Below are 21,896 nucleotides of genomic sequence, written 5' to 3'. Positions count from 1 at the left end.
GGGCATGATTCTATAACAGAAAGCTTAACGTTTATAGAATTATGCTTTTTTATATAGGGAGGGCAGAAAGCAGGGATTTCAATTAAAATATACTTATTTATCTGAATTTTAAGTTTTATAAAAGGAGAGAAATAGAATGAGAAGAAAAGCACCGTTTAAAGTGTTGTCGTCATTAGCAATTACGGCAATCATTGGATGCACAGCTGTATTGAGTGCTCCGTTAGCATACGCAGAAACGCCAGTGAAAGCAAAAGAAAATATGTCTACAACGCCAATTGATCATAATTTAATTCAAGAAGATCGTTTAGCGGAAGCATTGAAAGAACGAGGAACAATTAATTCAGCATCATCTAAAGAAGAGACGAAAAAAGCTGTAGAGCAATATATTGAAAAGAAAAAAGGGGATCAAGCAAATAAAGAAATTCTTCCAGAGGATACTGCTAAAGAAGCATCTGACTTTGTAAAAAAGGTAAAAGAGAAAAAGATGGAGGAAAAAGAGAAGGTAAAGAAAGCTGAAAAAAATGTGAGCCCTGATCAAAAGCCGGAGCCAAATAAAAAGCAATTAGATGGGAAAGTTCCAACTTCTAAGGCGAAACAAGCTCCATATAATGGACCTGTTCGTACGGATAAAGTGTTAGTGTTACTCGTTGAGTTTAGTGATTATAAACATAATAATATTGAGCAAACACCGGGTTATATGTACTCGAAAGATTTTAGTAGGGAACATTATCAAAAAATGTTATTTGGTAATGAGCCTTACACATTATTTGATGGTTCGAAAGTAAAAACATTTAAGCAATATTATGAAGAACAGTCTGGTGGCAGTTATACGACAGATGGGTATGTAACAGAGTGGTTAACTGTTCCGGGTAAAGCTGCTGATTACGGTGCTGATGGTAGTAGCGGTCACGATAATAAAGGACCAAAAGGTGCGCGTGATTTAGTGAAAGAAGCATTAAAAGCTGCAGCGGATAAAGGATTAGATTTATCACAATTCGATCAGTTCGACCGCTATGATACAAATGGCGATGGCAATCTTAATGAACCGGACGGTGTAATTGATCATTTAATGGTAATTCATGCCGGTGTTGGTCAAGAAGCTGGCGGTGGTAAATTAGGAGATGATGCAATTTGGTCACATCGATCTAAATTAGCAAGGGATCCAGTAGCGATTGAAGGAACAACATCTAAAGTACCTTATTGGGGTGGAAAAGTAGCGGCTCATGATTACACAATTGAACCAGAAGACGGTGCAGTAGGTGTGTTTGCACATGAATTTGGACATGACCTTGGTTTACCAGATGAGTATGATACGAATTATACTGGAAATGGATCACCTGTTGAAGCTTGGTCATTAATGAGTGGAGGTAGCTGGACAGGAAAAATCGCAGGGACAGAGCCAACTAGTTTTTCACCACAAAATAAAGACTTCTTACAAAAGAATATGGGTGGAAACTGGGCGAAAATTTTAGAAGTAGATTACGATAAAATTAAGAGTGGTGTAGGAGTCCCTACATATATTGATCAAAGTGTTACGAAATCAAATCGTCCAGGTGTCGTACGTGTCAACTTACCAGGTAAGAGTATTGAAACAATTAAGCCTGGATTTGGAAAGCGTGCATACTATAGTACAAGAGGCGATGATATTCATACGACATTAGAAACACCATTCTTCGATTTAACAAAAGGAACAAATGCAAAATTTGATTATAAAGCGAATTATGAACTAGAAGCAGAGTGTGATTTCATCGAAGTACATGCTGTAACTGAAGATGGAACGAAAACATTAATTGATAGATTGGGAGAAAACATAGTCCAAGAAGATAGAGATACAACAGATGGAAAATGGGTTGATAAATCATATGATTTAAGTCAATTTAAAGGGAAGAAAGTTAAACTACAATTCGACTATATTACAGATCCAGCTTTAACATATAAAGGTTTCGCAATGGATAATGTAAATGTAACAGTTGATGGACAAGTAGTATTTTCAGATGACGCAGAAGGACAGTCTAAAATGAAGTTAAATGGATTCGTTGTTTCTGATGGGACAGAACAAAAACCCCATTATTATTATCTAGAGTGGAGAAACTATGCCGGATCAGATAATGGATTAAAAGCGGGAAAAGGTCCGGTGTATAATACAGGTCTTGTCGTTTGGTATGCAGATGATAGTTTCAAAGATAACTGGGTTGGGTTACATCCAGGTGAAGGCTTCCTTGGTGTTGTAGATTCTCATCCAGAAGCGATTGTTGGAAATTTAGGCGGGAAACCAGCATACGGTAATACTGGAATTCAAATTGCAGATGCTGCATTTTCATTTGATCAAACACCTTCATGGAGTGTAAATTCATTTACACGAGGACAGTTTAATTATACTGGATTACAAGGTGTTACAACGTTTGATGATTCAAAGGTATACAGTAATAAGCAAATTGCTGACGCGGGACGAAAAGTTCCAAACCTTGGACTTAAATTCCAAGTTGTTGGACAGGCAGAGGATAAGTCGGCAGGCGCTGTTTGGATTAGACGTTAATAAAGTAAAAGCACATTCTTCATATGAAGAGTGTGCTTTTATATTTGTACAGTAAGTTATTATTTCAGCTTATGTAATACAAGCGTCTGTTCATATATAGTGTAGCAAATTATGTGGGGAAAAGAAATATTTCCGAGGAAATTGTCGAAGTATCGTTGGTATTTATAGACTTTCTTTTTTTAAGGAAGAATGTAGTATTGCTTTTATACATAAGTTTATTTACAGTATTACTTGGTTATATGCAAAAGTAATATATATTAGGTGAAAAAAAGACAATGATGGAATTAACCCATCATTGTCTTTTTTACTTTGCTTCTTACAAAAATCATTCCAGCAAATGTTAACAAGAATGCAGTTCCGATAACGAAGCTAGCGCTAGGTGATGCTCCGATTACTCCAACTGTAAAGGATCCAGCAACAACCCCTAACGAGAAGAATGCATAAAACAAACCGAATGCTTTCCCGCGATTATTATCTGTCGTATTTTCAACAAGTAAAGCATTAATTGCTGGGAAGAGGATAGCGAACCCAATTCCATAAATCATCATAACGATAAAGAGCATGCCTTTTGTTGCAAATAATCCGAGTAAAGATAATGCTAGTGCCATTACTGCAATCCCGATTAGCATTAGTTTTGAACGATTAAATCGATCGTAAATGCGATTTGTTGGCAGTAAGAAGAAGAGGATAGCGGTAATTCCGAATACACTTAACATCATGCCTGTTGTAGATGCTTTAAGTGCTAATGCCTCAACTTTTACTGGTAACATATAAGTGACAATCCCTTGTGAAAACATTAGTGTGAAAGCACCAATATATGCTTGTAATAACGGTTCTGATTTCAATAGTTCAATCATATCTTCTTTGTTCATCATTTGAGTTCTTGATGTATCTTTTCTTGATACGTTATTTGGTAAGAAGAATAGAGATACGATTGTACCAAGGACCATTAAAATAGAAATAGTAATGAACACCCACTCTATACCAGCTGTTGCTTTCATAATGCCGCTGAAAGCAGGTCCTACGATTGCAGCTGTTCCAACAGCAGCACCAGATAGAGCCATTGCCTTACCTTGCCTTGCTGAATTCGTTTGCTTTGATAAAAATGTAAAGGCAGCAGGAATTAAAAATCCGTCACTAAAACCGTGCATAAAGCGCACAACTAATAGTTGTTCACCACTTTGAACAACGGTGTATAACAAGACTATGAAACTCGTAATTCCCATGCTTATATAAAGGATTTTTTTTGCACCAAATTTATCGACAGCGGCTCCAGCAATAATATTACCGATCATATTAGCGAATGAGTATATACCGACAACTAGTCCGATAACAAGAGGGGTTCCTCCAAGACTCTGAGCGAAAGTACTCATAATAGGTAATTGTGAAAATGTATCTAAAAACGCTACGATAACAATAAAGTAAATAAAATATTTCAAGCGATATTCACCTCTCCTATGCTATTATGGCATAATGCTAATTTCAACTGCAATGAAATTAGCATTAACAGATGTGGAAAAAAGTACAAAGTGACAAAATATTGAACGTTATTTGTTAAAAATTAGTGGAAATGAGATTGTTTTTTTGAAATATATGGATAGAAGTACTATAATAGATTTGTAAACTTCACCAGGTTAAGTATATACATAGAGAGGGATGTTTAAAATGAAAGCATTACTTTGGCATAATCAACGTGATGTACGAGTAGAAGAAGTACCGGAACCAACTGTACGACCAGGAGCAGTGAAAATTAAAGTTAAATGGTGTGGTATCTGCGGGACAGACTTGCATGAATATTTAGCAGGACCAATTTTTATTCCAACAGAAGAGCACCCATTAACACATGTGAAAGCACCAGTTATTTTAGGGCATGAGTTTAGCGGTGAGGTAGTAGAAATCGGTGAAGGCGTTACATCTCATAAAGTGGGAGACCGCGTTGTTGTAGAACCAATTTATTCTTGTGGTAAATGTGAAGCTTGTAAACATGGACATTACAATGTTTGTGAACAACTTGTTTTCCACGGTCTTGGTGGAGACGGTGGTGGTTTCTCTGAATATACAGTAGTACCAGAAGATATGCTTCATCATATTCCAGACGAAATGACGTATGAACAAGGTGCGCTTGTAGAACCAGCAGCAGTAGCAGTTCATGCAGTACGTCAAAGTAAATTAAAAGAGGGAGAAGCTGTAGCGGTATTTGGTTGTGGTCCGATTGGACTTCTTGTAATCCAAGCAGCAAAAGCAGCAGGAGCAACTCCTGTTATTGCAGTTGAACTTTCTAAAGAACGTCAAGAGTTAGCGAAATTAGCAGGTGCTGATTATGTATTAAACCCAGCAACTCAAGATGTACTAGCAGAAATTCGCAACTTAACCAATGGTTTAGGTGTAAATGTGAGCTTTGAAGTAACAGGTGTTGAAGTTGTACTTCGTCAAGCGATTGAAAGTACAAGCTTTGAAGGTCAGACAGTAATTGTTAGTGTGTGGGAAAAAGATGCGACAATTACTCCGAACAACCTTGTATTAAAAGAAAAAGAAGTTATCGGTATTCTTGGATATCGTCATATATTCCCAGCTGTTATTAAATTAATTAGCTCTGGCCAAATTCAAGCGGAGAAATTAATTACGAAAAAAATTACAGTGGACCAAGTTGTTGAAGAAGGCTTTGAAGCACTTGTAAAAGATAAAACACAAGTGAAAATTCTTGTTTCACCTAAATAATATATAATAGAAGAAAGTAGCTCTTTTCTAGAAATAGAAAAGGGCTACTTTTTTTCTATACTGAAAGGTGATAGACTTTCCTTTAACTAAAGGTATTTTTGTTTGGAAGGGGAAGTCCAATGCTTTCATTTATGTTGACATTGAAACGGATGTTAAGAGCTTGTTTACGGGCATGGAAAGATAAAGAGTTTCAAGTGTTATTCGTATTAACAATTTTGACATTAACATCGGGGACGATTTTTTATAGTACAGTTGAAGGACTACGTCCTCTTGACGCTCTATATTTTAGTGTGGTTACGTTGACGACTGTCGGTGATGGGAATTTTAGTCCGCAAACTGATTTTGGAAAGGTATTTACGATCTTATACATATTTATCGGGATTGGATTAGTGTTTGGATTTATTCATAAATTGGCAGTGAATGTGCAACTGCCAAGTATATTATCGAAAAGAAAAAAAGAGTAAAGCGATTAATCAATCGCTTTACTCTTTTTTTACATTAGTTTAGACAAGTATTTGCAGTAGCTTAACAATACTTTATTACAATGTAAGTGCATTCATTACGTTCACTATGTATAAAGTTATAGTGATATGAACATTTGCATATTTTGATTAAATAATAGAAATTCGGTGGAAGGTGGGATATTCTAGTCATAGGTTAACCGAAAAACATCGTAGGATCCAAACAAAATATTTACAATAACTCAACTATAAAATGGAGGATTTCATATGAAAAAGAAAGTGCTTGCTTTAGCAGCAGCTATTACGTTAGCAGCTCCGTTACAAAATGTAGCTTTTGCACATGAAAATGATGGAGGGAATAGAGTACAGATTATTCAATATTGGTCCGCTGAAGATAAACACTCAGAAGGTGTAAATTCTCATTTATGGATCGTGAATCGTGCAATTGATATTATGTCCCGTAATACGACAATTGTAAAACAAGATCAAGTTGCACTATTAAATGAATGGCGCACAGATTTAGAAAATGGCATTTATTCTGCTGATTATGAAAATCCTTATTATGACAATAGTACATTTGCGTCGCATTTCTATGATCCAGACGATGGAAGTACATACATTCCACTTGCAAAGCAAGCGAAGGAAACTGGAGCTAAGTATTTTAAATTAGCTGGTGAATCTTATAAAAATAAAGATATGAAACAAGCATTCTTCTATTTAGGGTTATCTCTTCATTATTTAGGAGATGTAAATCAACCGATGCATGCAGCAAACTTTACAAATATTTCTTATCCACAAGGATTCCATTCTAAATATGAAAACTTTGTAGATACAATTAAAGATAATTACAAAGTAACAGACGGAAATGGATATTGGAATTGGAAAGGTACAAACCCTGAAGATTGGATTCATGGTGCTGCGGTAGCTGCGAAACAAGGTTTCCCTGGTATCGTAAATAGTAATACGAAAAGTTGGTTCGTGCAAGCTGCTGTATCACAAAGTTATGCGGACAAATGGCGTGCTGAAGTTACACCAATGACTGGTAAGCGATTAACGGAAGCGCAACGTGTAACAGCTGGATATATTCAGCTTTGGTTTGATACGTACGGAAATCGTTAAGTATTGGAGAAAGGTCAAATCTCAGAATAGAGTATTTGGCCTTTTTATCACTATACAATACATGGAGGTATGACTCGTGAAAAGTAAATTGTTAAAAGTTGTACTTAGCTTTGGAATGAGTCTAGCAGCTTTATATAGTGGATCTTCCGTTCAAGCAGAAATGTCCACAAATCAAAATGGTACGTTAAAAGTTATGACGCATAATGTGTACATGCTATCAACAAACCTATATCCCAACTGGGGGCAAAGTCAGCGTGCTGATTTAATTGGAGCGGCAGATTATATAAAGAATCAAGATGTTGTTATATTAAATGAAGTGTTTGATAATAGTGCTTCAAATCGCTTATTAGGAAATTTGAAGAAAGAATATCCAAATCAAACGGCAGTATTAGGTCGTAGTAGTGGAAGCGAGTGGGATAAGACGTTAGGCAACTATTCATCTTCGACTCCTGAAGATGGAGGTGTAGCGATTGTGAGTAAATGGCCAATTGTTGAAAAGATTCAATATGTATTTGAAAAAGGCTGTGGACCAGATAACTTATCAAATAAAGGATTTGTATACACAAAAGTTAAGAAAAATGATCGTTTCGTGCATGTAATTGGGACGCATTTACAAGCTGAAGATAGTATGTGTGGAAACACTTCGCCAGCATCTGTACGCACAAAACAGCTACAAGAAATTCAAGAGTTTATTAAAAATAAAAATATACCAAATAACGAGTATGTGTTAATTGGTGGTGATATGAATGTAAATAAAATAAATGCTGAGAACAATAGTGACTCAGAGTACGCATCCATGTTCAAAACATTGCACGCTTCTATTCCATCTTATACGGGACATACTACAACTTGGGATGCAACGACAAACAGTATTGCGAAATATAACTTCCCCGATAGCCCTGCCGAGTATTTAGATTATATTATTACAAGTAAGGACCATGCGAATCCATCGTATATAGAGAATAAGGTGTTACAGCCGAAATCGCCACAATGGACTGTTACGTCATGGTTCAAAAAATATACATATAATGATTACTCCGATCATTATCCAGTAGAGGCGACTATTTCTATGAAGTAGTCAAAAAAGTTTCTTCGTGAAGAAGAAACTTTTTTTATTTGAAAACAGGAAAATCAATCTTTCTTTCCAATATGTATAAGACATATATAGAAGAGGAGAGAAAAATGTGGATAGAGGAATTTTTAAGGAAGTTCCATTACCGTGTGCATTTTTAGATGAAGTAGCTTTAGAGAGAAATATTCAATCGATTATAGAGTTAAGTGGAGATAAGAAGATTCGTATAGCGAGTAAATCATTACGTTCTGTTCCAATTATGAAAAAGATTTTAGCTGAAAATGATCGTTTTCAAGGTATTATGTGTTTTTCACCTAGAGAAGCTTTATTTTTAATTGAAGAAGGATTTAATGATTTATTGCTAGGATATCCTGCTTATGATGAAAGAGCTTTATATGAAATTAGTTTACTTACAAAGCAAGGGATCATTATTACTTGTATGGTGGATTGTGAAGAACATATTGTTTATTTAGAAAAAATTGCTGTGGAATCTAGTGGGTGTTTTCGAGTTTGTTTAGATATTGATATGAGTAGTCGTATTTTTCAATTTCATTTTGGTGTGAGAAGATCTCCAGTTAAAGATGTCCAGAGCGCTTTAAAAATAGTAGAAAAGGTGAAGGCATCACCATATTTAATATTGGATGGTGTAATGGGATATGAAGCACAAATTGCTGGAGTGGGAGATGATATGCCAAAACAAAGGCTTCAAAATAAACTTATTTCGTATTTAAAGAAGAAATCGGTGCTAGAAATTAACGAAAGAAGAGGGAATATCGTAAAAGAAATACAAAACCTTGGTATTGAACTAAGGTTTGTTAATGGGGGCGGAACGGGGAGTATAAAAACAACTGAGCAAGATCACTCAGTTACGGAAATTACTGTAGGATCCGCTTTTTACTCTCCGAAACTGTTTGATTATTATAAAGAAGTAAAATTTCAACCAGCCGTTGGATTTGCTGTACCAATTGTACGTAAACCAGCTCCACATATTTATACTTGCCTAGGAGGTGGGTATATTGCTTCAGGTGCAGTTGGTAAAGAGAAGGAGCCCGAGGTCTGGAAACCGCATGGTGCAAAGTTATTAGCGTTAGAAGGAGCTGGTGAAGTGCAAACACCGGTTTACTATAACGGTGAGGAACAATTGTATATAGGGGATACTATATTGTTTCGCCATAGTAAAGCTGGAGAATTATGTGAGCGCTTTCCTGTTTTGTATCGTATTAAACAAGGGGAAATTGTTGGAGAGTATTCAACATATCGGGGGGATAGCCAATGCTTTCTGTAAAGGGACAAAAATGGAGAAATTGGACAGGTAATGTAGAGGGAACTCCGCATTATACGATGTACCCAGAAAGTATACAAGATGTAATAGAAGTTGTAGGACTTGCACAAGAAAGGGGAAAGAAAATTCGGGTTGTGGGTTCAGGGCATTCTTTTACACCTCTCGTCCAAACAGAAGAAATTTTAGTTTCGTTAGATGAACTCAAGGGGATTATGAATGTTGATGCAGAGAAGATGACCGTAGAAGTATGGGCGGGAACAAAACTACATGATTTAGGGAAATTACTTGAGGCGAAAGGGTATGCACAAGAGAACTTAGGAGATATTGATTCGCAATCTATTGCAGGAGCAATTAGTACAGGGACTCACGGGACCGGTGTTACATTTGGGAGTTTATCAACACAAGTGCTAGAAATTACAGCAGTTTTGTCTACAGGCGAGAGTATTATTTGCTCTGAAGAAGAGAACTATGAATATTGGAAAGCGTTCCAGCTATCACTTGGAATGCTTGGTATCATTGTAAAGGTGAAGTTGAAAGTTATTCCAGCTTATTCACTTGTTTATGAAAGTGAAAAACAGCCTTTTTCTACTGTAATGGATAAATTAGAAGAATATAAGAAGAATCGCCATTTTGAATTTTTTGTTTTTCCTTATTCAGATGAAGTTCAAGTGAAATTTACAAATGAAACAACGAGTAAAGGAACTGATTTGAAGTGGCATAAACTAAAGGTCGAATTACTTGAAAATAGGATCTTTTCTCTACTATCTAAAGGGTGTAAGTGGTTTCCTTCTATTAGTAAAGGAGTAAGCCAATTATCAGCCAAGGTTGTACCGAATACAAAAATAATTGGGCCAAGCTATGAAGTGTTCGCTACATCTCGCACTGTTCCTTTTTATGAAATGGAGTATAGTGTCCCTGCAAAACATATGAGGGTTGTTGTAGAAGAGATTTCAAATCTAATTGAAAAGAAAAAGTATAAAGTGCATTTCCCAATTGAATGTCGTTATGTGCATGGTGATGATATATGGCTCAGTCCAGCGTACGGAAGAGATTCAGCGTATATTGCCGTTCATATGTATAAAGGTATGAAGTATGCTGCTTATTTTGGTGAGGTGGAGCAAATCTTTCGAAAGTATGAAGGACGCCCGCATTGGGGGAAAATGCATACTTTATCGTATGAGCAATTACAAGATATATATCCAGAGTTTCATTTGTTTTTACAAGTGAGGAAGTCACTAGATGAAACGGGAATGTTTTTAAATCCTTATGCAGAAAAGTTATTCATGAGTATGAAAAAAAGCTGACAAATAATCATTTGTCAGCTTTTTTTAGTGTAATTGCATTTCTTGTATGACTGATATGCTCATAAAATAGTAATTTATCCTGGCTAAATACATGCAATAAAACATGAATAATGAATAGGCCGTTAATTACGAATTGGAACAACAATGTAACCAGCAATACTAAAGGCTCTGTAAGATTTAAAATAGAGCTACTAGAAAGAATATAATTGATTCCACCTAAAATAAAGTAGAATATACCGTAACGGATGAATAATTCCTTCATTGTAATACGATCTGACTTTCCTTTCACGTAAATGCGAAGCAATGCTTTCCCAATTGTTTTTCCATTCGTAAAGTATGGAATGATAATAAAGTAAATAAAGATCGAACACGTAATGAAAATGAGTTCATATATGTTCGTGTAAGATTGAATATTAGAAACAAAGAAAGAATTTCCTTTGTTTTTAATGACAGGTACAACGATAGATAAGAAAATCCAATCAATTTGCATCGCGATAAAGCGACGAACGAATCCGACTGGTTTCGTTTCCAAATCAATATGACTATCTAACTCGTTTGCTTTTGGAAGGAAGTACGTAAATATTGGTGCAATGATAAAGCCAATTACGCCACCTAGTGTGTTTAAAAATAAATCATCGATATCAAATAGGCGATATGCACAATTATAAATACCGTATAGTCCAGTCACTTGGGTTAGTTCGAAAAATAGTGAAAGACATAAAGAAATGCAAATAGTTTGCAAGAAACTACGTCGGAAATAATAACGCAAGTAAATACCAAATGGAACGGTTAGTAGAACGTTAAAAGCTACTTGTAAAAACGCAGATTCTTTTAATAGATGAAAGTACGTAGCTGGTTTCGTTAAAAGTGCTGATGTATGATTACTAATCTCTTGTACGAAATAAAATGGCGAGAGTTGCATGTGTTGTGTATTGGCCGGTTGTAGGCTACAAGTATCATACGTTTGTGGCAATGGTAGAATAACGAGAAAATAGGCATTTAATAAATAGAGTAATAAAGAGTATAAAATAAATGAGCGCCATTTATTTAAATAACCATATTTTCGATAATTAAATATTAAAAAAGGGATTAAGAGAAACATTGCTAAAAAAGGAAATAAAATAAATGCTGTTTTTACTGGAAATAAATATGCAGTCAAAATGAAACTCCTTTCAATGAAAATTCGTTTATCATTATAGCGCTAAAAAGGTTTTAAAACAAAGTTAAAATATTTCGAAATAGAAAGAATTACAAATTTCACATGAATTAAGTTATGTAAAACTCAATATAAGAATACTGTGATTATGCAAGTTGAGAGAGGATACAAGAGATGCGATATGAGCTTTTTTCTGTAAGTGGGGATCATATTACGACTTTTGAAAGTGCATGGCGTTTTCAGGAGGAGGAACAGATTTTTGTTCATGATGATAATACAAAACGAAATTTGATTATTATTCGCTTTTATTGTCAGGAAAAGAAAGTTTATGCAATAAAAAATCTCTTACTGTACGGGGGCAGTAAGAGGTTTTTTATTACATATAGGCAGCATTGGATTTTGAAGAAAGGATATAATTTTGTATTTGGTGTTTCCACGTTTCATCATTCTTTCTTTGAGAAAGCCATTCGTGATAATCTTGTTGAGTTTTCCATAGCATGCGAACCATATATTCAGCTCTATTATTTATAAGATGCATCTGTGAAAATTCTATGTTAATAAAGCCTTGTGTTCCATATGATGGAGAATGCTGTTTAAGTGAATGAAATAGTTCATTTTCATAGCCATATTTAATATGAATAAGTTTAGTAACGATAAACATACGAACACCTCTTTTTCGATAGTAGTAAAAAAATGGGCTAGAAGAGAGAAGTTTTACCCAGTAAAATCTCGATTGGTGAGGGCTAAATAAAGTTTCACTTTATTTTCTTTATAGTAAGAAAAAGTAACGGGAATAATTTATATTATACTATTCAGAAAATTCAAAGTAAATAATAAAGGGTATTCGAAATTGAAATATAAAAAAGTAAGCCATCCTATTTGAATAGGATGGCTTACTTTAAAAAGTGTTAACGGTCATTTTATCCCGCTATTTGTGGGCAGTAAAAGCCTGATTGGTGAGGGCTAATAATCAGTGGGGGATGAACAAAACCCCCACTGATTAAAGTTTCACTTTATAAGAAAATGATAGTTAGTATACCTACGATAATACAGTAGAAAGAGAAATATTTTAAATTTCCTTTTGCCATAATGTTCATAAACCATTTTAATGAAATATATGTCATGATGAATGTTGCGATGAAAGCAACAATATAAGGTACAAATAATGTATCTAAATTTGGATCGTTTGCAATGTCTGTAATACTTAACAATAAACCACCTAAGCTAACAGGAATGTATAGTAAGAATGAGAAGCGAAGTGCTGTTTCTTGCTTCATACCAAGTAACATTGCTGCTACGATTGTAGCACCTGATCGGCTTATACCAGGAATTAGTGCGCAAGCTTGTGCTAGACCGACAATGATTGCATCTTTCATAGAAAGATCGCCATCATTTTTACGTCCACGCAAGTTTCGAATAATCCAAAGACCGATAGCAGTAATAAGAAGGGAAATCCCAACCATTTTAACACCTTTTAAATATTGGTCGATATAATCTTTAAATAAAACTCCAATTACACCTGCTGGAATGGTTGCAATAACAAGGTAAATAATAAAGAAGAAATCTGATTTTGCATCTTCTGCTCTTGTAAATATATAAGATAGACCATTCTTTGTTAGACGAATTAAGTCTTTTCTATAAATAAGTAATACAGCTAATAATGAAGCTGAATTAACAAGTAGCTCAAAGCTAAACCCTTCTATTTTTAGTCCTAGCAAATGCTGTGCTAAAACGAGGTGACCGCTTGAAGAAATCGGAATTGGTTCTGTTAGTCCTTGGAATAGACCAAGAATTAAATATTTTAAAATGTAATAAAATTGTTCCATAACATCCTCCTTGTGTATTAGTCGAAAGAAACAACTTTTTTATTATAACAAAAGAGAGAGCGAATATTGAGAAGAAAATAATATTCGAAATAATATAAAAACCCCCATACTATGTCATAGGGGATTTTTTATATTACTGAGAAACAACTATTTCTTGAATGCTTTTTGATAATTGGACATCAACTTTTTCAGCATCATTAATATGATTCATAATAGTAGTATTTAACTTTTGGAACATTAGTTGTGTATTTTCAAATTCTCGTAATATATCATCATTACAAGATTTTTGGTTCTCGATAGCTTTAATAACATTTGTAGCGCCACTTTGTAATGTTTGAATCATAATTAAAATATTTTCGATTCTAGCGTTAGTATCAGAGCTCATTTCTACACCTTCATCAACTAAATGTAAATTATCTTTTGTATTTTCATATGCTTTTTCAATTTCTTCTTGAATTTTTTTCGTTAAGTTACCGATGTTTTTTGTACTCTCAGCTGTGCTTTCTGCTAGTTTTCTTACTTCATTAGCAACAACAGCGAATCCTTTACCGTGTTCTCCAGCACGTGCAGCTTCAATACTTGCATTTAACGCTAGTAAATTTGTTTGTGCAGCAATGTTTTGAATCACTTCTACAATTTGTTCAATTTCTTTAGAGCGTTCACTTAAATGATTCATACTATTAGAAGTACGTTGAGATTGTTCACCTAACTTATTAATTACAATGAGTAAGCGATGAACGGATTCTTTTCCTTCATTAGAGCAATCGATAATTTCCTCAATAGCTTGAATTAAATTTTGCTCTTTTTGTAGCATTTCGTTATTTAATTCGTTGGAATGTGTAGTACGCATAGAAACATTTTCAAAGCATGCGTTCAATTGTTGAATTAAGTTTTGGAGTGTATGATGTTGGTTATTTACAAGTTCGTGCTCTTGCATAACACTTTTTACACGATTATGGATAGAGGATATAATTTCTTGTTTTTCCACATCTTTTTGTTTTAACTGTGTTTCTAGTTCATGTATATGAGTTTCTAGTTGATCAATTTTATGTTGGAGTGATTTCTTTTGAGTAAACATTTTATTTAATTCAACCGCCTTTAGGATTTTTAATTTTTCTATATTTGGATTTTAGCATCTTTTATAATTTTTAAATATAGGAATTGTTGAATATTTAAGAATCTATTACATTTTATTCATAATTCTCTTTTTTTTGTCATGAAAAATAAACTGTATTTAATGGTTTTGTAAACAAACTGTAAAATAAATCATGTATAACTGTATAAGAAGGGAGTCGGATTATGAACTATTTTAAGCGAATCAGTAGTCTAGTATTAGCAGGAATCATAGGTCTTTCTAGTACAGTCGCTGTAAAAGCAGAGTCAAACGACGAGAAACTTAACAACATGCAACAGCAATTGCAGCAAAACGATGCAGATATGCAAAAGAAAGAGCAAGAGAAGCAAGCTGTTAGTAAAGAAATTCAAGGTATCGAAAATGAACTACATAATTTAAATAATACAATTGCAAAAAATAAAGAGGATCAAGCTGCTATTCAACGTAAAATCGATGAAACACATAAGCAGATTGAACAAAAAAAAGCAGATATTGTCGTTTTAGAAGATAAAGTCCTTGCTCGTAAGGACATTATGAAAAAACGTATGGTTTCTGTTCAAAATAGCTCAAATACGAGTTTAGTAGTAGAGGTTGTTGTAGAATCAAAAAACTTTGCTGATTTTATACAACGTATGAACGCGGTATCTACAATTTTAGATGCAGATAAAGAAATTTTACGTCTACAAGAACAAGATCTTCGTCAAATTGAAGAAGATAAAAAAGAGATTGACGAAAAAGAAGCATCTTTAGTAGTAGATAAACAAAAATTAACAAAAGCACAAGCTGAGTTGCAAGATAACTTGAAAAAGCGTCAAGATAACTTACAAGCAGTTCAAGCTAAATATAATACGATTGCAAGCCAACTTAATTTAGCAGCAGAAGAAAAAGCTAAAATTGAGTCAAATATGAAAACAGTACAAGAAACAATTGCTCGTGAACAAGAAGCAGCGAGAATTGCAGCAGAAGAGCGTGCAAAAGCGGAAGCAGCTGCAAAGGCTGAGCAAGAAGAGCTAGCGAAAGCGAAGGCAGCAGCAGCTAAGCAAAAAGAGGAACAGGCAGCTAAGCCGGCAGAGCCTGTAGCAAAAAATACAACACCAGAGTCTAAGCCAGACCCTAAACCAGCTCAAGGTGGAAAAGAATTTTATGTAACAGCAACTGCTTATACAGCTGATCCATCTGAAAATGGTTATAAAGCGGGTGAAACTGTAAAATCTAAGATGGGGCATAACTTGACTGCAAATCCCAATATGAAATTAATTGCTGTAGATGAGGCAGTTATTCCATTAGGATCTACTGTATATGTAGAAGGTTATGGAACAGCAATTGCTGGAGATACGGGTAGTGCAATTAAAGGTCATATTATCGATTTATTAATGCCAGATTCTGCAACAGCTAATGCTTGGGGTAGAAGAACTGTTAAAATTACAATTTTAAACTAAATAAAAATCCAACTTCACAACAAGTGAAGTTGGATTTTTTTGTGGAAATAATGTTAAGTTGAGTTTACATTTTGTTAAGAGTAGCATACAATAATGGTAAGAGGTGGTAAATTTGACCATTTTAAACAGGGTGAAGGAATTAAGAGCTCGCTTTAATTTCACGCAAAGTGTATTAGCAGAAAAGGTTGGAGTAACGAGACAAACGATCGCTGCAATTGAAAAAGGGGATTATGTTCCTTCGTTGTTATTAGCACTTACGATTTGTGATGTATTCGAGTTAAAGATGGAAGATGTGTTTGTTTTAAATAAGGAGGGCGAAGAGGATGAATAGAATTGGGGTTTCTTATATCTTAAATGTGCTGAGATTTATGATAGCTTTTTGGGCATTTATTGAGCTCTATTATGCTTGGATAGAGCTAGCAAATATTATTGAAACTGAGAAAGTACCGTTTGAAGTAACAATCAATATGATACCATTCGGATTGTTATTAATTGTGGCTATTACAACAACTGTTTTTTATAAAGTTCAAAAGAAGAAACATAAAGCTCTTTCTTATTGGATGTACCCGTTATTATTTCCACAAGAAGACGAGCGGGAAAATGCAATTACACAAAAGGCATGCCGGACAACATTTGTGTCATTCTGGTATGGAATAGTTATTGCTATTGGATTTTTAACACTTTCTCCTGTAGCTAATTTATATATTCCTGGATACCCATTATATATTTTATTTTTCATGCTTTTTATTCAAATGACAGTCTTTTACGTATCCCTGTACAGAAATAAATTAGTCTAAAAAAGAAACCTTCTTGCTGAAGCAAGAAGGTTTCTTTTCAGCTTACACTTGTACATATAGCAATATTGTCTTATCATTTTATATAGAGTAAGATTTTGTAACGGAAAGGAATTGTATATGAATAAGCAAAGAATTTATAGTATAGTAGCAATCCTTCTATTTGTTGTAGGTGGTGTATTAATCGGAAAGCCATTTTATGATGGATATCAGGCTGAAAAGAAACAGACTGGAAATGTACAAGCTGTTCAAAAGATGGATTATGAAAAGCATGAGACGGAATTTGTAGATGCTTCGAAAATTAATCAACCAGACTTGGCAGAAGTAGCGAATGCATCATTAGATAAGAAACAAGTAATCGGTCGTATTTCGATTCCAAGTATTTCAGTAGAACTTCCTGTTTTAAAAGCGTCGACTGAAAAGAATTTATTATCAGGTGCGGCAACTGTAAAAGAAAATCAAGTGATGGGACAAGGGAATTATGCGCTTGCAGGGCATAATATGTCAAAAAAAGGTGTTTTATTTAGTGATGTATCAACTTTAAAAAAGAACGATAAAATTTATTTGTATGACAATGCAAATGAGTATGAGTATACTGTTACCGGTGTATCTGAAGTGACTCCTGATAAATGGGAAGTTGTAGAGGATCATGGGAAAAATGAGATAACGCTTATTACATGTGTATCTGTTAAAGATAATTCTAAGCGTTTTGTTATTACGGGTGATCTAGTAGGAACGAAGGCGAAGAAATAAAGAAAAAAGAAGGTTCACTCTTTAAAGAGTGAACCTTCTTTTTTATCAAATGTTGGGAAATAAAAGAATATTTTAGTTGGTATTTAAGTATTTTTCTATTTTTGTATAATAAAGTAATGATTCTAGATTTTGGGGGGAACAAAAGTGAAACAGCAAGTAAAAAAACTTCTTTTAACAACAAGTGTAGCGTTATTGGTAGCGCCAATTTCTACTTATGCACATCCAGGACGTACAGATGCTAATGGTGGACATACGTGTCGTACAAATTGTGAAAAATGGGGATTGCAGTACGGGGAATATCATTATCACAATAAACCAGCTTCTAGTAGTGGTACAACGAGCCCAGCTCCTAGCCAAAATAAAAATGGTGCTGTAGAAGCTGAAAGAAAAGCAGAAGCGCAGCACAATGCGGAGGCAGAAAAACAACGTGCTGCAGAAGCACAGCGTAAAGCAGAGGAAGAGAGACAGCATGCTGTAGAAGAACAGCGCAAAGTAGAGGAAGAGAGCCAGCGTGCTGCAGAAGAACAACGCAAAGCAGAAGAAGCACGTAAGGCAGAGGAAGCGCAGCGTAAAGCTGAGGCTGAAAAGGGACAAGCTGAAGGGCAAAAAAGCGGAGAGACAGATTTTAAAGCAGGAAAAAACAATGCAGAAGGACATGTAGCTGGAAAGTCAGATGCATATAAACAAGCATTTACAACTGCTTATGCTGTAACGTGGTCTTTAGAAGAACAGAAAAAAGCGCATTTTGAAAAAGGTAAAGAGCAAGGGTTAGCACAAGAGACAATGGACGATAGTCAAATTACTCCTGAGTTTAAGGTGAACTTTGCAGAAGGTTTCCAAGTAGGTAATAAAGAGAGAACCGAAAAGATTGAAAAAGAACAAGCGGAACTTGGTGAAAAGGCTGGTAAAGAATTAGCTGAAAAGAAACCTGGGAATACTGAAAAGGATGTATATGTGAAAGCATATGAAACCGCGTATGAAAAGGGATATAAGTCTGCTAAAAAGGCAGCGGAAAAAGCTGGATATACATATGCATTTGAAAACTACGACTTAAAAGTTCCTGCTAAGTATGAAAAGAATGAAACATTAAAGAAATGGTTTACTGAAGGATTTAAATCAAATAAAAAGGCAGCGGAAATTCGAGAAGAAGGATATAAAAAAGGAGACAGCTGGCTTTCATTCTTCTATAAGAGTTTCGTGCCAAGTGAATATAAAGAACATAAAGGCTTGTATGAACAAGCAATAGAAAAGGGAAAGAAAGCGTAAAAAAAGATGAGGAAAATTCCTCATCTTTTTTTAATCCATCCATTTCACTAATTTCTTAGAAATTAATAATAAAACAAAACCTAAAATAATCGCTGCAGCTCCGATTACTGTAAATACTTCAGCATATCCAAGTGAAGTTGTGAAGCTTGCAAGTTGTCCGCCTATAATGTTGGCGATTCCCGAGCTTGCTAGCCATACTCCCATTAATAAAGAAGCAAGTTTTACTGGAGCAAGTGCGCTAACCATTGATAGTCCAACAGGTGATAAGAATAGTTCACCTAACGTATGGAAAAGATACGTAAAGACGATAAATAGTAAGTTTGCTTTTTCTGTAATGTTATGTTCATCACTACCTGTTTTTAATGTAGCGATAACAAGAATGATATAACCGATACCAAGTAGGATCATACCAAGTCCCATTTTTGTTGGGATTTTCATGTCACCATTTTTTCTAGTTGCAAGTTTTGCCCATAATGCTGAAATGACTGGAGCAAGTAAAATAATAAATAACGGATTGACCGATTGGAACCAAGATGTTGGAACTTCCCATCCGAACACAGAGCGGTCTACAAATTTGTTTGTATACAATGTTAACGAACTACCAGCTTGTTCAAAGCCAGCCCAGAAGAAGACAACAAAGCATGTTAAAATGACGATAACTGCGGTACGTTGTTTTTCTTTTTTTGTTAACGGTGTATCTCCTACTGTCTGTTGTCCAGCAGCCGTTTGCAAATCGCGAGATGGTTTTTTACCGATATCACCAAGGAAGCGATTAGATAGTGTTGTAAATAAAATTTGTCCAATAATCATTCCGATTGAAGCAGCTAAGAAGCCGTAACGGAATCCGAAATGTACAACGCCATCAACTGTTGTTTTGAATAAATTTTCTGATAAAAATCCACAAACGAGTGGAGCTAAAAATGAACCGACGTTAATACCCATATAGAAAATTGTAAATGCACTATCACGTTTTGGATCGTTCTCTTCGTATAATTCTCCAACAAGTGTAGAGATATTTGGTTTGAAGAATCCATTACCGATAATAATAAGCGCTAATCCGAGGTATAGGCCCAATTGGTTTTGCAAGGCAAATAGTGTAAGGTTACCGAGTGCCATTGTTATACCACCAATTGTGATTGCTTTTCGTCTACCTAGAAAACGGTCTGTTAAGTATCCACCAATCATTGGTGTAAAATAACAGGCTCCAGTATAAAACCCGTAAATAGAGAGTGCCCATGCGGGACTAAACCCAAGACCACCACTTACTAAAGCTGTCGTTAAATATAATGTTAATAATCCTCGTAATCCATAGTAACTAAATCTTTCCCACATTTCTGTAAAGAAGAGTAAGTATAAACCTGGAGGATGTTTCTTTTTTCTTTGTTGTTCTTTTTCTAGTTGTATCGCTGATTCCATGTTATTTTCCTCCTGACACAAACAAAAACAAAGTTAATAATTTTGTACATTTAATATTTTACCTTATTAACTATTATAAGTCAATAAAGGTTGATTTTTCAGAAGAAATTGGAAAAGGGAAGTAGTTATAGAATGGGTGTTTCTTTTATGGTAGACTATGGACTATGTTTTCTTTGTAAGGAAGCGGATTATCGCGCTTTTCCTACGTGTGGAATGGATTTCATACATGATGAAATTGAAGAAGGAGAAAGAAATGAACTTGTTACAGAAAAAAGAAATTTTACTTATTAGTCTTATGTTATTCTCTATGTTCTTTGGAGCAGGGAATCTTATATTCCCACCTTTCCTCGGATACGAAGCGGGAGAGCATGTGTGGATTTCATTGTTAGGTTTTATTATGTCAGCAACAGGGCTTCCGATATTAGGGGTTATTGCTATTGCGAAGGCAGGAAGCTTTCAAACGTTAGCGGGTAGAGTTCATTCTTCATTTGCCATTATTTTTCCGTGTATTGTATATGTATTTATTGGACCTGGTCTTGGTATACCGCGTGCAGGAAGTTTAGCTTTTGAAATGGGTCCAGGGCAGTTACTCCCAGAAGCGGGAAGCGTTGTATTATTGTTTTACACAGTTATTTTCTTTAGTATTGTATATTGGTTAAGTTTATCACCATCTAAATTAATGGGCTTGTTTGGAAAGGTTTTAACACCTTTATTATTATGTATGATTGCCATTATATTTATAAAAAGTATGTTTACATCAGTAGGCAGTTTGAAAGAGCCTGCAGGAAATTATGGACAAGCTCCTATGTTCCAAGGGTTTTTAGACGGATATTTAACGATGGATGCGTTAGCGGCTTTAATATTTGGGATTGTTATTGCAAATGCTTTGCGTGCAAAAGGTATTGAAGATGATAAAGGTTTAGCTAAATATATGAGTATTGCTGGAATCGGGGCAGGACTATTACTATCTGTTATTTATGTCGTCCTCGGATATGTTGGTTCAATTAGTGGCTCGTTGGGGACATTTGATAACGGTGCGCAAGTGTTAGCGCAAGTTATGACGGCATTATTTGGACAAGGTGGAGTAGTTTTATTAGGTCTTATTTTTACTATCGCGTGTTTATGTGTTTCGATTGGACTCGTTACGTCTTGTAGTCAATTTTTCGCTAGTGTATTTCCGAAAGTATCTTATAAAGTTTGGGCGTTTATATTAAGTCTTGTTAGTACGATCTTAGCTAATTTAGGATTAACACAAATTTTAAAAGTATCAGTACCAATTCTCGGATTTATTTATCCCGTTGCACTAACCCTTATTATTTTAGGGTTATTCCATAAGTATATTGGAAAGTATGTATATGTATATTCGGTCACGATTGGAATCGTAGCGTTATTTAGTGCGATTGATATTTTAAATAAAAATGTGATGATGAATAAGTGGACACCAGTATTGAAATACATTCCGTTTTATACAGAAGGTGTTGGATGGATTGTTCCAGCTATTTTCGGTGTTTGTATTGGTGTTATTGTTAGTATTGCTATAAATAAGAAGAAATAAGTAAGAGGTGTTTTCCTATTTCGGAAAACACCTTTCTTTTTTGGAAAAATGGTATCGAGCATGAATAGACTAATAGTATGATAAG

The 21,896-nt window shown here is 34.8% G+C and carries 18 protein-coding genes and 1 pseudogene; 13 read left to right on the top strand and 6 right to left on the bottom strand.

Translation table 11 applies throughout. The features are described 5' to 3' along the window. Positions 1-136 precede the first annotated feature (136 nt). Positions 137-2,536, top strand: a complete 2,400-nt coding sequence (gene inhA2 / locus ACP6L7_RS24640; RefSeq protein ID WP_097832879.1) for a M6 family metalloprotease immune inhibitor InhA2 — start codon at positions 137-139, stop codon at positions 2,534-2,536. 284 nt (positions 2,537-2,820) lie between these two features. Here the strand turns inward: inhA2 and ACP6L7_RS24635 are convergent, their stop codons facing one another. Continuing rightward, entirely contained in the window at positions 2,821-3,975 is a 1,155-nt protein-coding gene (locus ACP6L7_RS24635; protein WP_430529458.1) for an MFS transporter, read from the bottom strand. A 226-nt stretch (positions 3,976-4,201) separates the two neighbouring features. On the opposite strand from ACP6L7_RS24635, the gene bdhA reads away from it, so the two are divergent. The 6 genes from bdhA (at position 4,202) to ACP6L7_RS24605 (ending at position 10,492) form a co-directional block, all read left to right on the top strand. Next, positions 4,202-5,254: a (R,R)-butanediol dehydrogenase gene (gene bdhA / locus ACP6L7_RS24630; protein ID WP_097832881.1), complete on the top strand. Its 1,053-nt coding sequence runs from the start codon at positions 4,202-4,204 to the stop codon at positions 5,252-5,254. A gap of 119 nt (positions 5,255-5,373) precedes the next feature. Then, positions 5,374-5,718, top strand: a complete 345-nt coding sequence (locus ACP6L7_RS24625; RefSeq protein WP_002114144.1) for a potassium channel family protein — start codon at positions 5,374-5,376, stop codon at positions 5,716-5,718. 264 nt (positions 5,719-5,982) lie between these two features. Further along, complete coding sequence (gene cerA, locus ACP6L7_RS24620) at positions 5,983-6,834, top strand: phospholipase CerA (protein ID WP_430529457.1); 852 nt, start codon at positions 5,983-5,985, stop codon at positions 6,832-6,834. A 76-nt stretch (positions 6,835-6,910) separates the two neighbouring features. After that, entirely contained in the window at positions 6,911-7,912 is a 1,002-nt protein-coding gene (gene sph / locus ACP6L7_RS24615; protein WP_097832883.1) for a sphingomyelinase C, read from the top strand. Between the two features lie 106 nt (positions 7,913-8,018). Beyond that, a complete protein-coding gene (locus ACP6L7_RS24610) occupies positions 8,019-9,191 on the top strand; it encodes an amino acid deaminase/aldolase (RefSeq protein WP_097832884.1) in 1,173 nt (390 codons plus the stop codon). Then, positions 9,179-10,492, top strand: a complete 1,314-nt coding sequence (locus ACP6L7_RS24605) for a D-arabinono-1,4-lactone oxidase (protein WP_097832885.1) — start codon at positions 9,179-9,181, stop codon at positions 10,490-10,492. Before ACP6L7_RS24610 ends, ACP6L7_RS24605 begins: the two co-directional genes overlap by 13 nt. Positions 10,493-10,499: 7 nt before the next feature. On the opposite strand, the gene ACP6L7_RS24600 is transcribed toward ACP6L7_RS24605, so the two are convergent. The 4 genes and pseudogenes from ACP6L7_RS24600 to ACP6L7_RS24585 all read right to left on the bottom strand — a co-directional run. Continuing rightward, positions 10,500-11,651: a VanZ family protein gene (locus ACP6L7_RS24600; protein WP_097832886.1), complete on the bottom strand. Its 1,152-nt coding sequence runs from the start codon at positions 11,649-11,651 to the stop codon at positions 10,500-10,502. Positions 11,652-12,024: 373 nt separating this feature from the next. Further along, on the bottom strand, positions 12,025-12,309 hold the full coding sequence (locus tag ACP6L7_RS24595) for an antibiotic biosynthesis monooxygenase family protein (protein WP_097832887.1): 285 nt from the start codon (positions 12,307-12,309) through the stop codon (positions 12,025-12,027). A 352-nt stretch (positions 12,310-12,661) separates the two neighbouring features. Beyond that, positions 12,662-13,474, bottom strand: a complete 813-nt coding sequence (locus ACP6L7_RS24590; RefSeq protein ID WP_000434777.1) for an undecaprenyl-diphosphate phosphatase — start codon at positions 13,472-13,474, stop codon at positions 12,662-12,664. A 133-nt stretch (positions 13,475-13,607) separates the two neighbouring features. Continuing rightward, positions 13,608-14,126: pseudogene (locus ACP6L7_RS24585) on the bottom strand (methyl-accepting chemotaxis protein); the annotation flags it as partial. A 647-nt stretch (positions 14,127-14,773) separates the two neighbouring features. Between ACP6L7_RS24585 and ACP6L7_RS24580 the strand changes: the two are divergent. The 5 genes from ACP6L7_RS24580 to ACP6L7_RS24560 all read left to right on the top strand — a co-directional run bounded on the left by ACP6L7_RS24580 (position 14,774) and on the right by ACP6L7_RS24560 (position 18,840). Then, positions 14,774-16,027: a 3D domain-containing protein gene (locus tag ACP6L7_RS24580; protein WP_097832889.1), complete on the top strand. Its 1,254-nt coding sequence runs from the start codon at positions 14,774-14,776 to the stop codon at positions 16,025-16,027. A 112-nt stretch (positions 16,028-16,139) separates the two neighbouring features. Then, the gene (locus tag ACP6L7_RS24575) at positions 16,140-16,358 is read left to right on the top strand and encodes a helix-turn-helix transcriptional regulator (protein WP_002167109.1); all 219 of its coding nucleotides are present in this window, start codon (positions 16,140-16,142) and stop codon (positions 16,356-16,358) included. Continuing rightward, positions 16,351-16,824 (top strand): DUF2178 domain-containing protein, encoded by a 474-nt coding sequence (locus tag ACP6L7_RS24570; protein ID WP_097832890.1) that lies wholly within the window; start codon positions 16,351-16,353, stop codon positions 16,822-16,824. The genes ACP6L7_RS24575 and ACP6L7_RS24570 overlap by 8 nt, the downstream gene beginning before the upstream one ends. A 117-nt stretch (positions 16,825-16,941) precedes the next feature. Further along, the gene (locus ACP6L7_RS24565; protein ID WP_097832891.1) at positions 16,942-17,574 is read left to right on the top strand and encodes a class A sortase; all 633 of its coding nucleotides are present in this window, start codon (positions 16,942-16,944) and stop codon (positions 17,572-17,574) included. Positions 17,575-17,718: 144 nt separating this feature from the next. Continuing rightward, complete coding sequence (locus ACP6L7_RS24560) at positions 17,719-18,840, top strand: YHYH domain-containing protein (RefSeq protein ID WP_097832892.1); 1,122 nt, start codon at positions 17,719-17,721, stop codon at positions 18,838-18,840. Between the two features lie 30 nt (positions 18,841-18,870). Here the strand turns inward: ACP6L7_RS24560 and ACP6L7_RS24555 are convergent, their stop codons facing one another. After that, positions 18,871-20,256 (bottom strand): peptide MFS transporter, encoded by a 1,386-nt coding sequence (locus ACP6L7_RS24555; RefSeq protein ID WP_097832893.1) that lies wholly within the window; start codon positions 20,254-20,256, stop codon positions 18,871-18,873. A gap of 253 nt (positions 20,257-20,509) precedes the next feature. Here ACP6L7_RS24555 and brnQ1 point away from each other — a divergent pair, with 253 nt between their 5' ends. Then, the gene (brnQ1, locus tag ACP6L7_RS24550; RefSeq protein WP_097832894.1) at positions 20,510-21,811 is read left to right on the top strand and encodes a branched-chain amino acid transport system II carrier protein BrnQ1; all 1,302 of its coding nucleotides are present in this window, start codon (positions 20,510-20,512) and stop codon (positions 21,809-21,811) included. The last annotated feature ends 85 nt before the right edge of the window (positions 21,812-21,896 follow it).

Origin of the sequence: Bacillus silvicola (assembly GCF_050524305.1) — a bacterium.
Classification (GTDB): Bacteria; Bacillota; Bacilli; order Bacillales; family Bacillaceae_G; genus Bacillus_A; species Bacillus_A cereus_AT.
The sequence above is the reverse complement of the archived record's forward strand: the minus strand, read 5'-3'. Positions and strand labels throughout refer to the sequence as shown.

What these genes read in the sequence shown, in the direction of transcription:
- inhA2 (WP_097832879.1), top strand. Translation starts at nt 137, where the DNA reads ATGAGAAGAAAAGCACCGTTTAAAGTGTTGTCGTCATTAGCAATTACG.
- bdhA (WP_097832881.1), top strand. Translation starts at nt 4,202, where the DNA reads ATGAAAGCATTACTTTGGCATAATCAACGTGATGTACGAGTAGAAGAA.
- ACP6L7_RS24625 (WP_002114144.1), top strand. Translation starts at nt 5,374, where the DNA reads ATGCTTTCATTTATGTTGACATTGAAACGGATGTTAAGAGCTTGTTTA.
- cerA (WP_430529457.1), top strand. Translation starts at nt 5,983, where the DNA reads ATGAAAAAGAAAGTGCTTGCTTTAGCAGCAGCTATTACGTTAGCAGCT.
- ACP6L7_RS24605 (WP_097832885.1), top strand. Translation starts at nt 9,179, where the DNA reads ATGCTTTCTGTAAAGGGACAAAAATGGAGAAATTGGACAGGTAATGTA.
- ACP6L7_RS24595 (WP_097832887.1), bottom strand. Translation starts at nt 12,309, where the DNA reads ATGTTTATCGTTACTAAACTTATTCATATTAAATATGGCTATGAAAAT.
- ACP6L7_RS24590 (WP_000434777.1), bottom strand. Translation starts at nt 13,474, where the DNA reads ATGGAACAATTTTATTACATTTTAAAATATTTAATTCTTGGTCTATTC.
- ACP6L7_RS24580 (WP_097832889.1), top strand. Translation starts at nt 14,774, where the DNA reads ATGAACTATTTTAAGCGAATCAGTAGTCTAGTATTAGCAGGAATCATA.
- ACP6L7_RS24570 (WP_097832890.1), top strand. Translation starts at nt 16,351, where the DNA reads ATGAATAGAATTGGGGTTTCTTATATCTTAAATGTGCTGAGATTTATG.
- ACP6L7_RS24565 (WP_097832891.1), top strand. Translation starts at nt 16,942, where the DNA reads ATGAATAAGCAAAGAATTTATAGTATAGTAGCAATCCTTCTATTTGTT.
- ACP6L7_RS24555 (WP_097832893.1), bottom strand. Translation starts at nt 20,256, where the DNA reads ATGGAATCAGCGATACAACTAGAAAAAGAACAACAAAGAAAAAAGAAA.
- brnQ1 (WP_097832894.1), top strand. Translation starts at nt 20,510, where the DNA reads ATGAACTTGTTACAGAAAAAAGAAATTTTACTTATTAGTCTTATGTTA.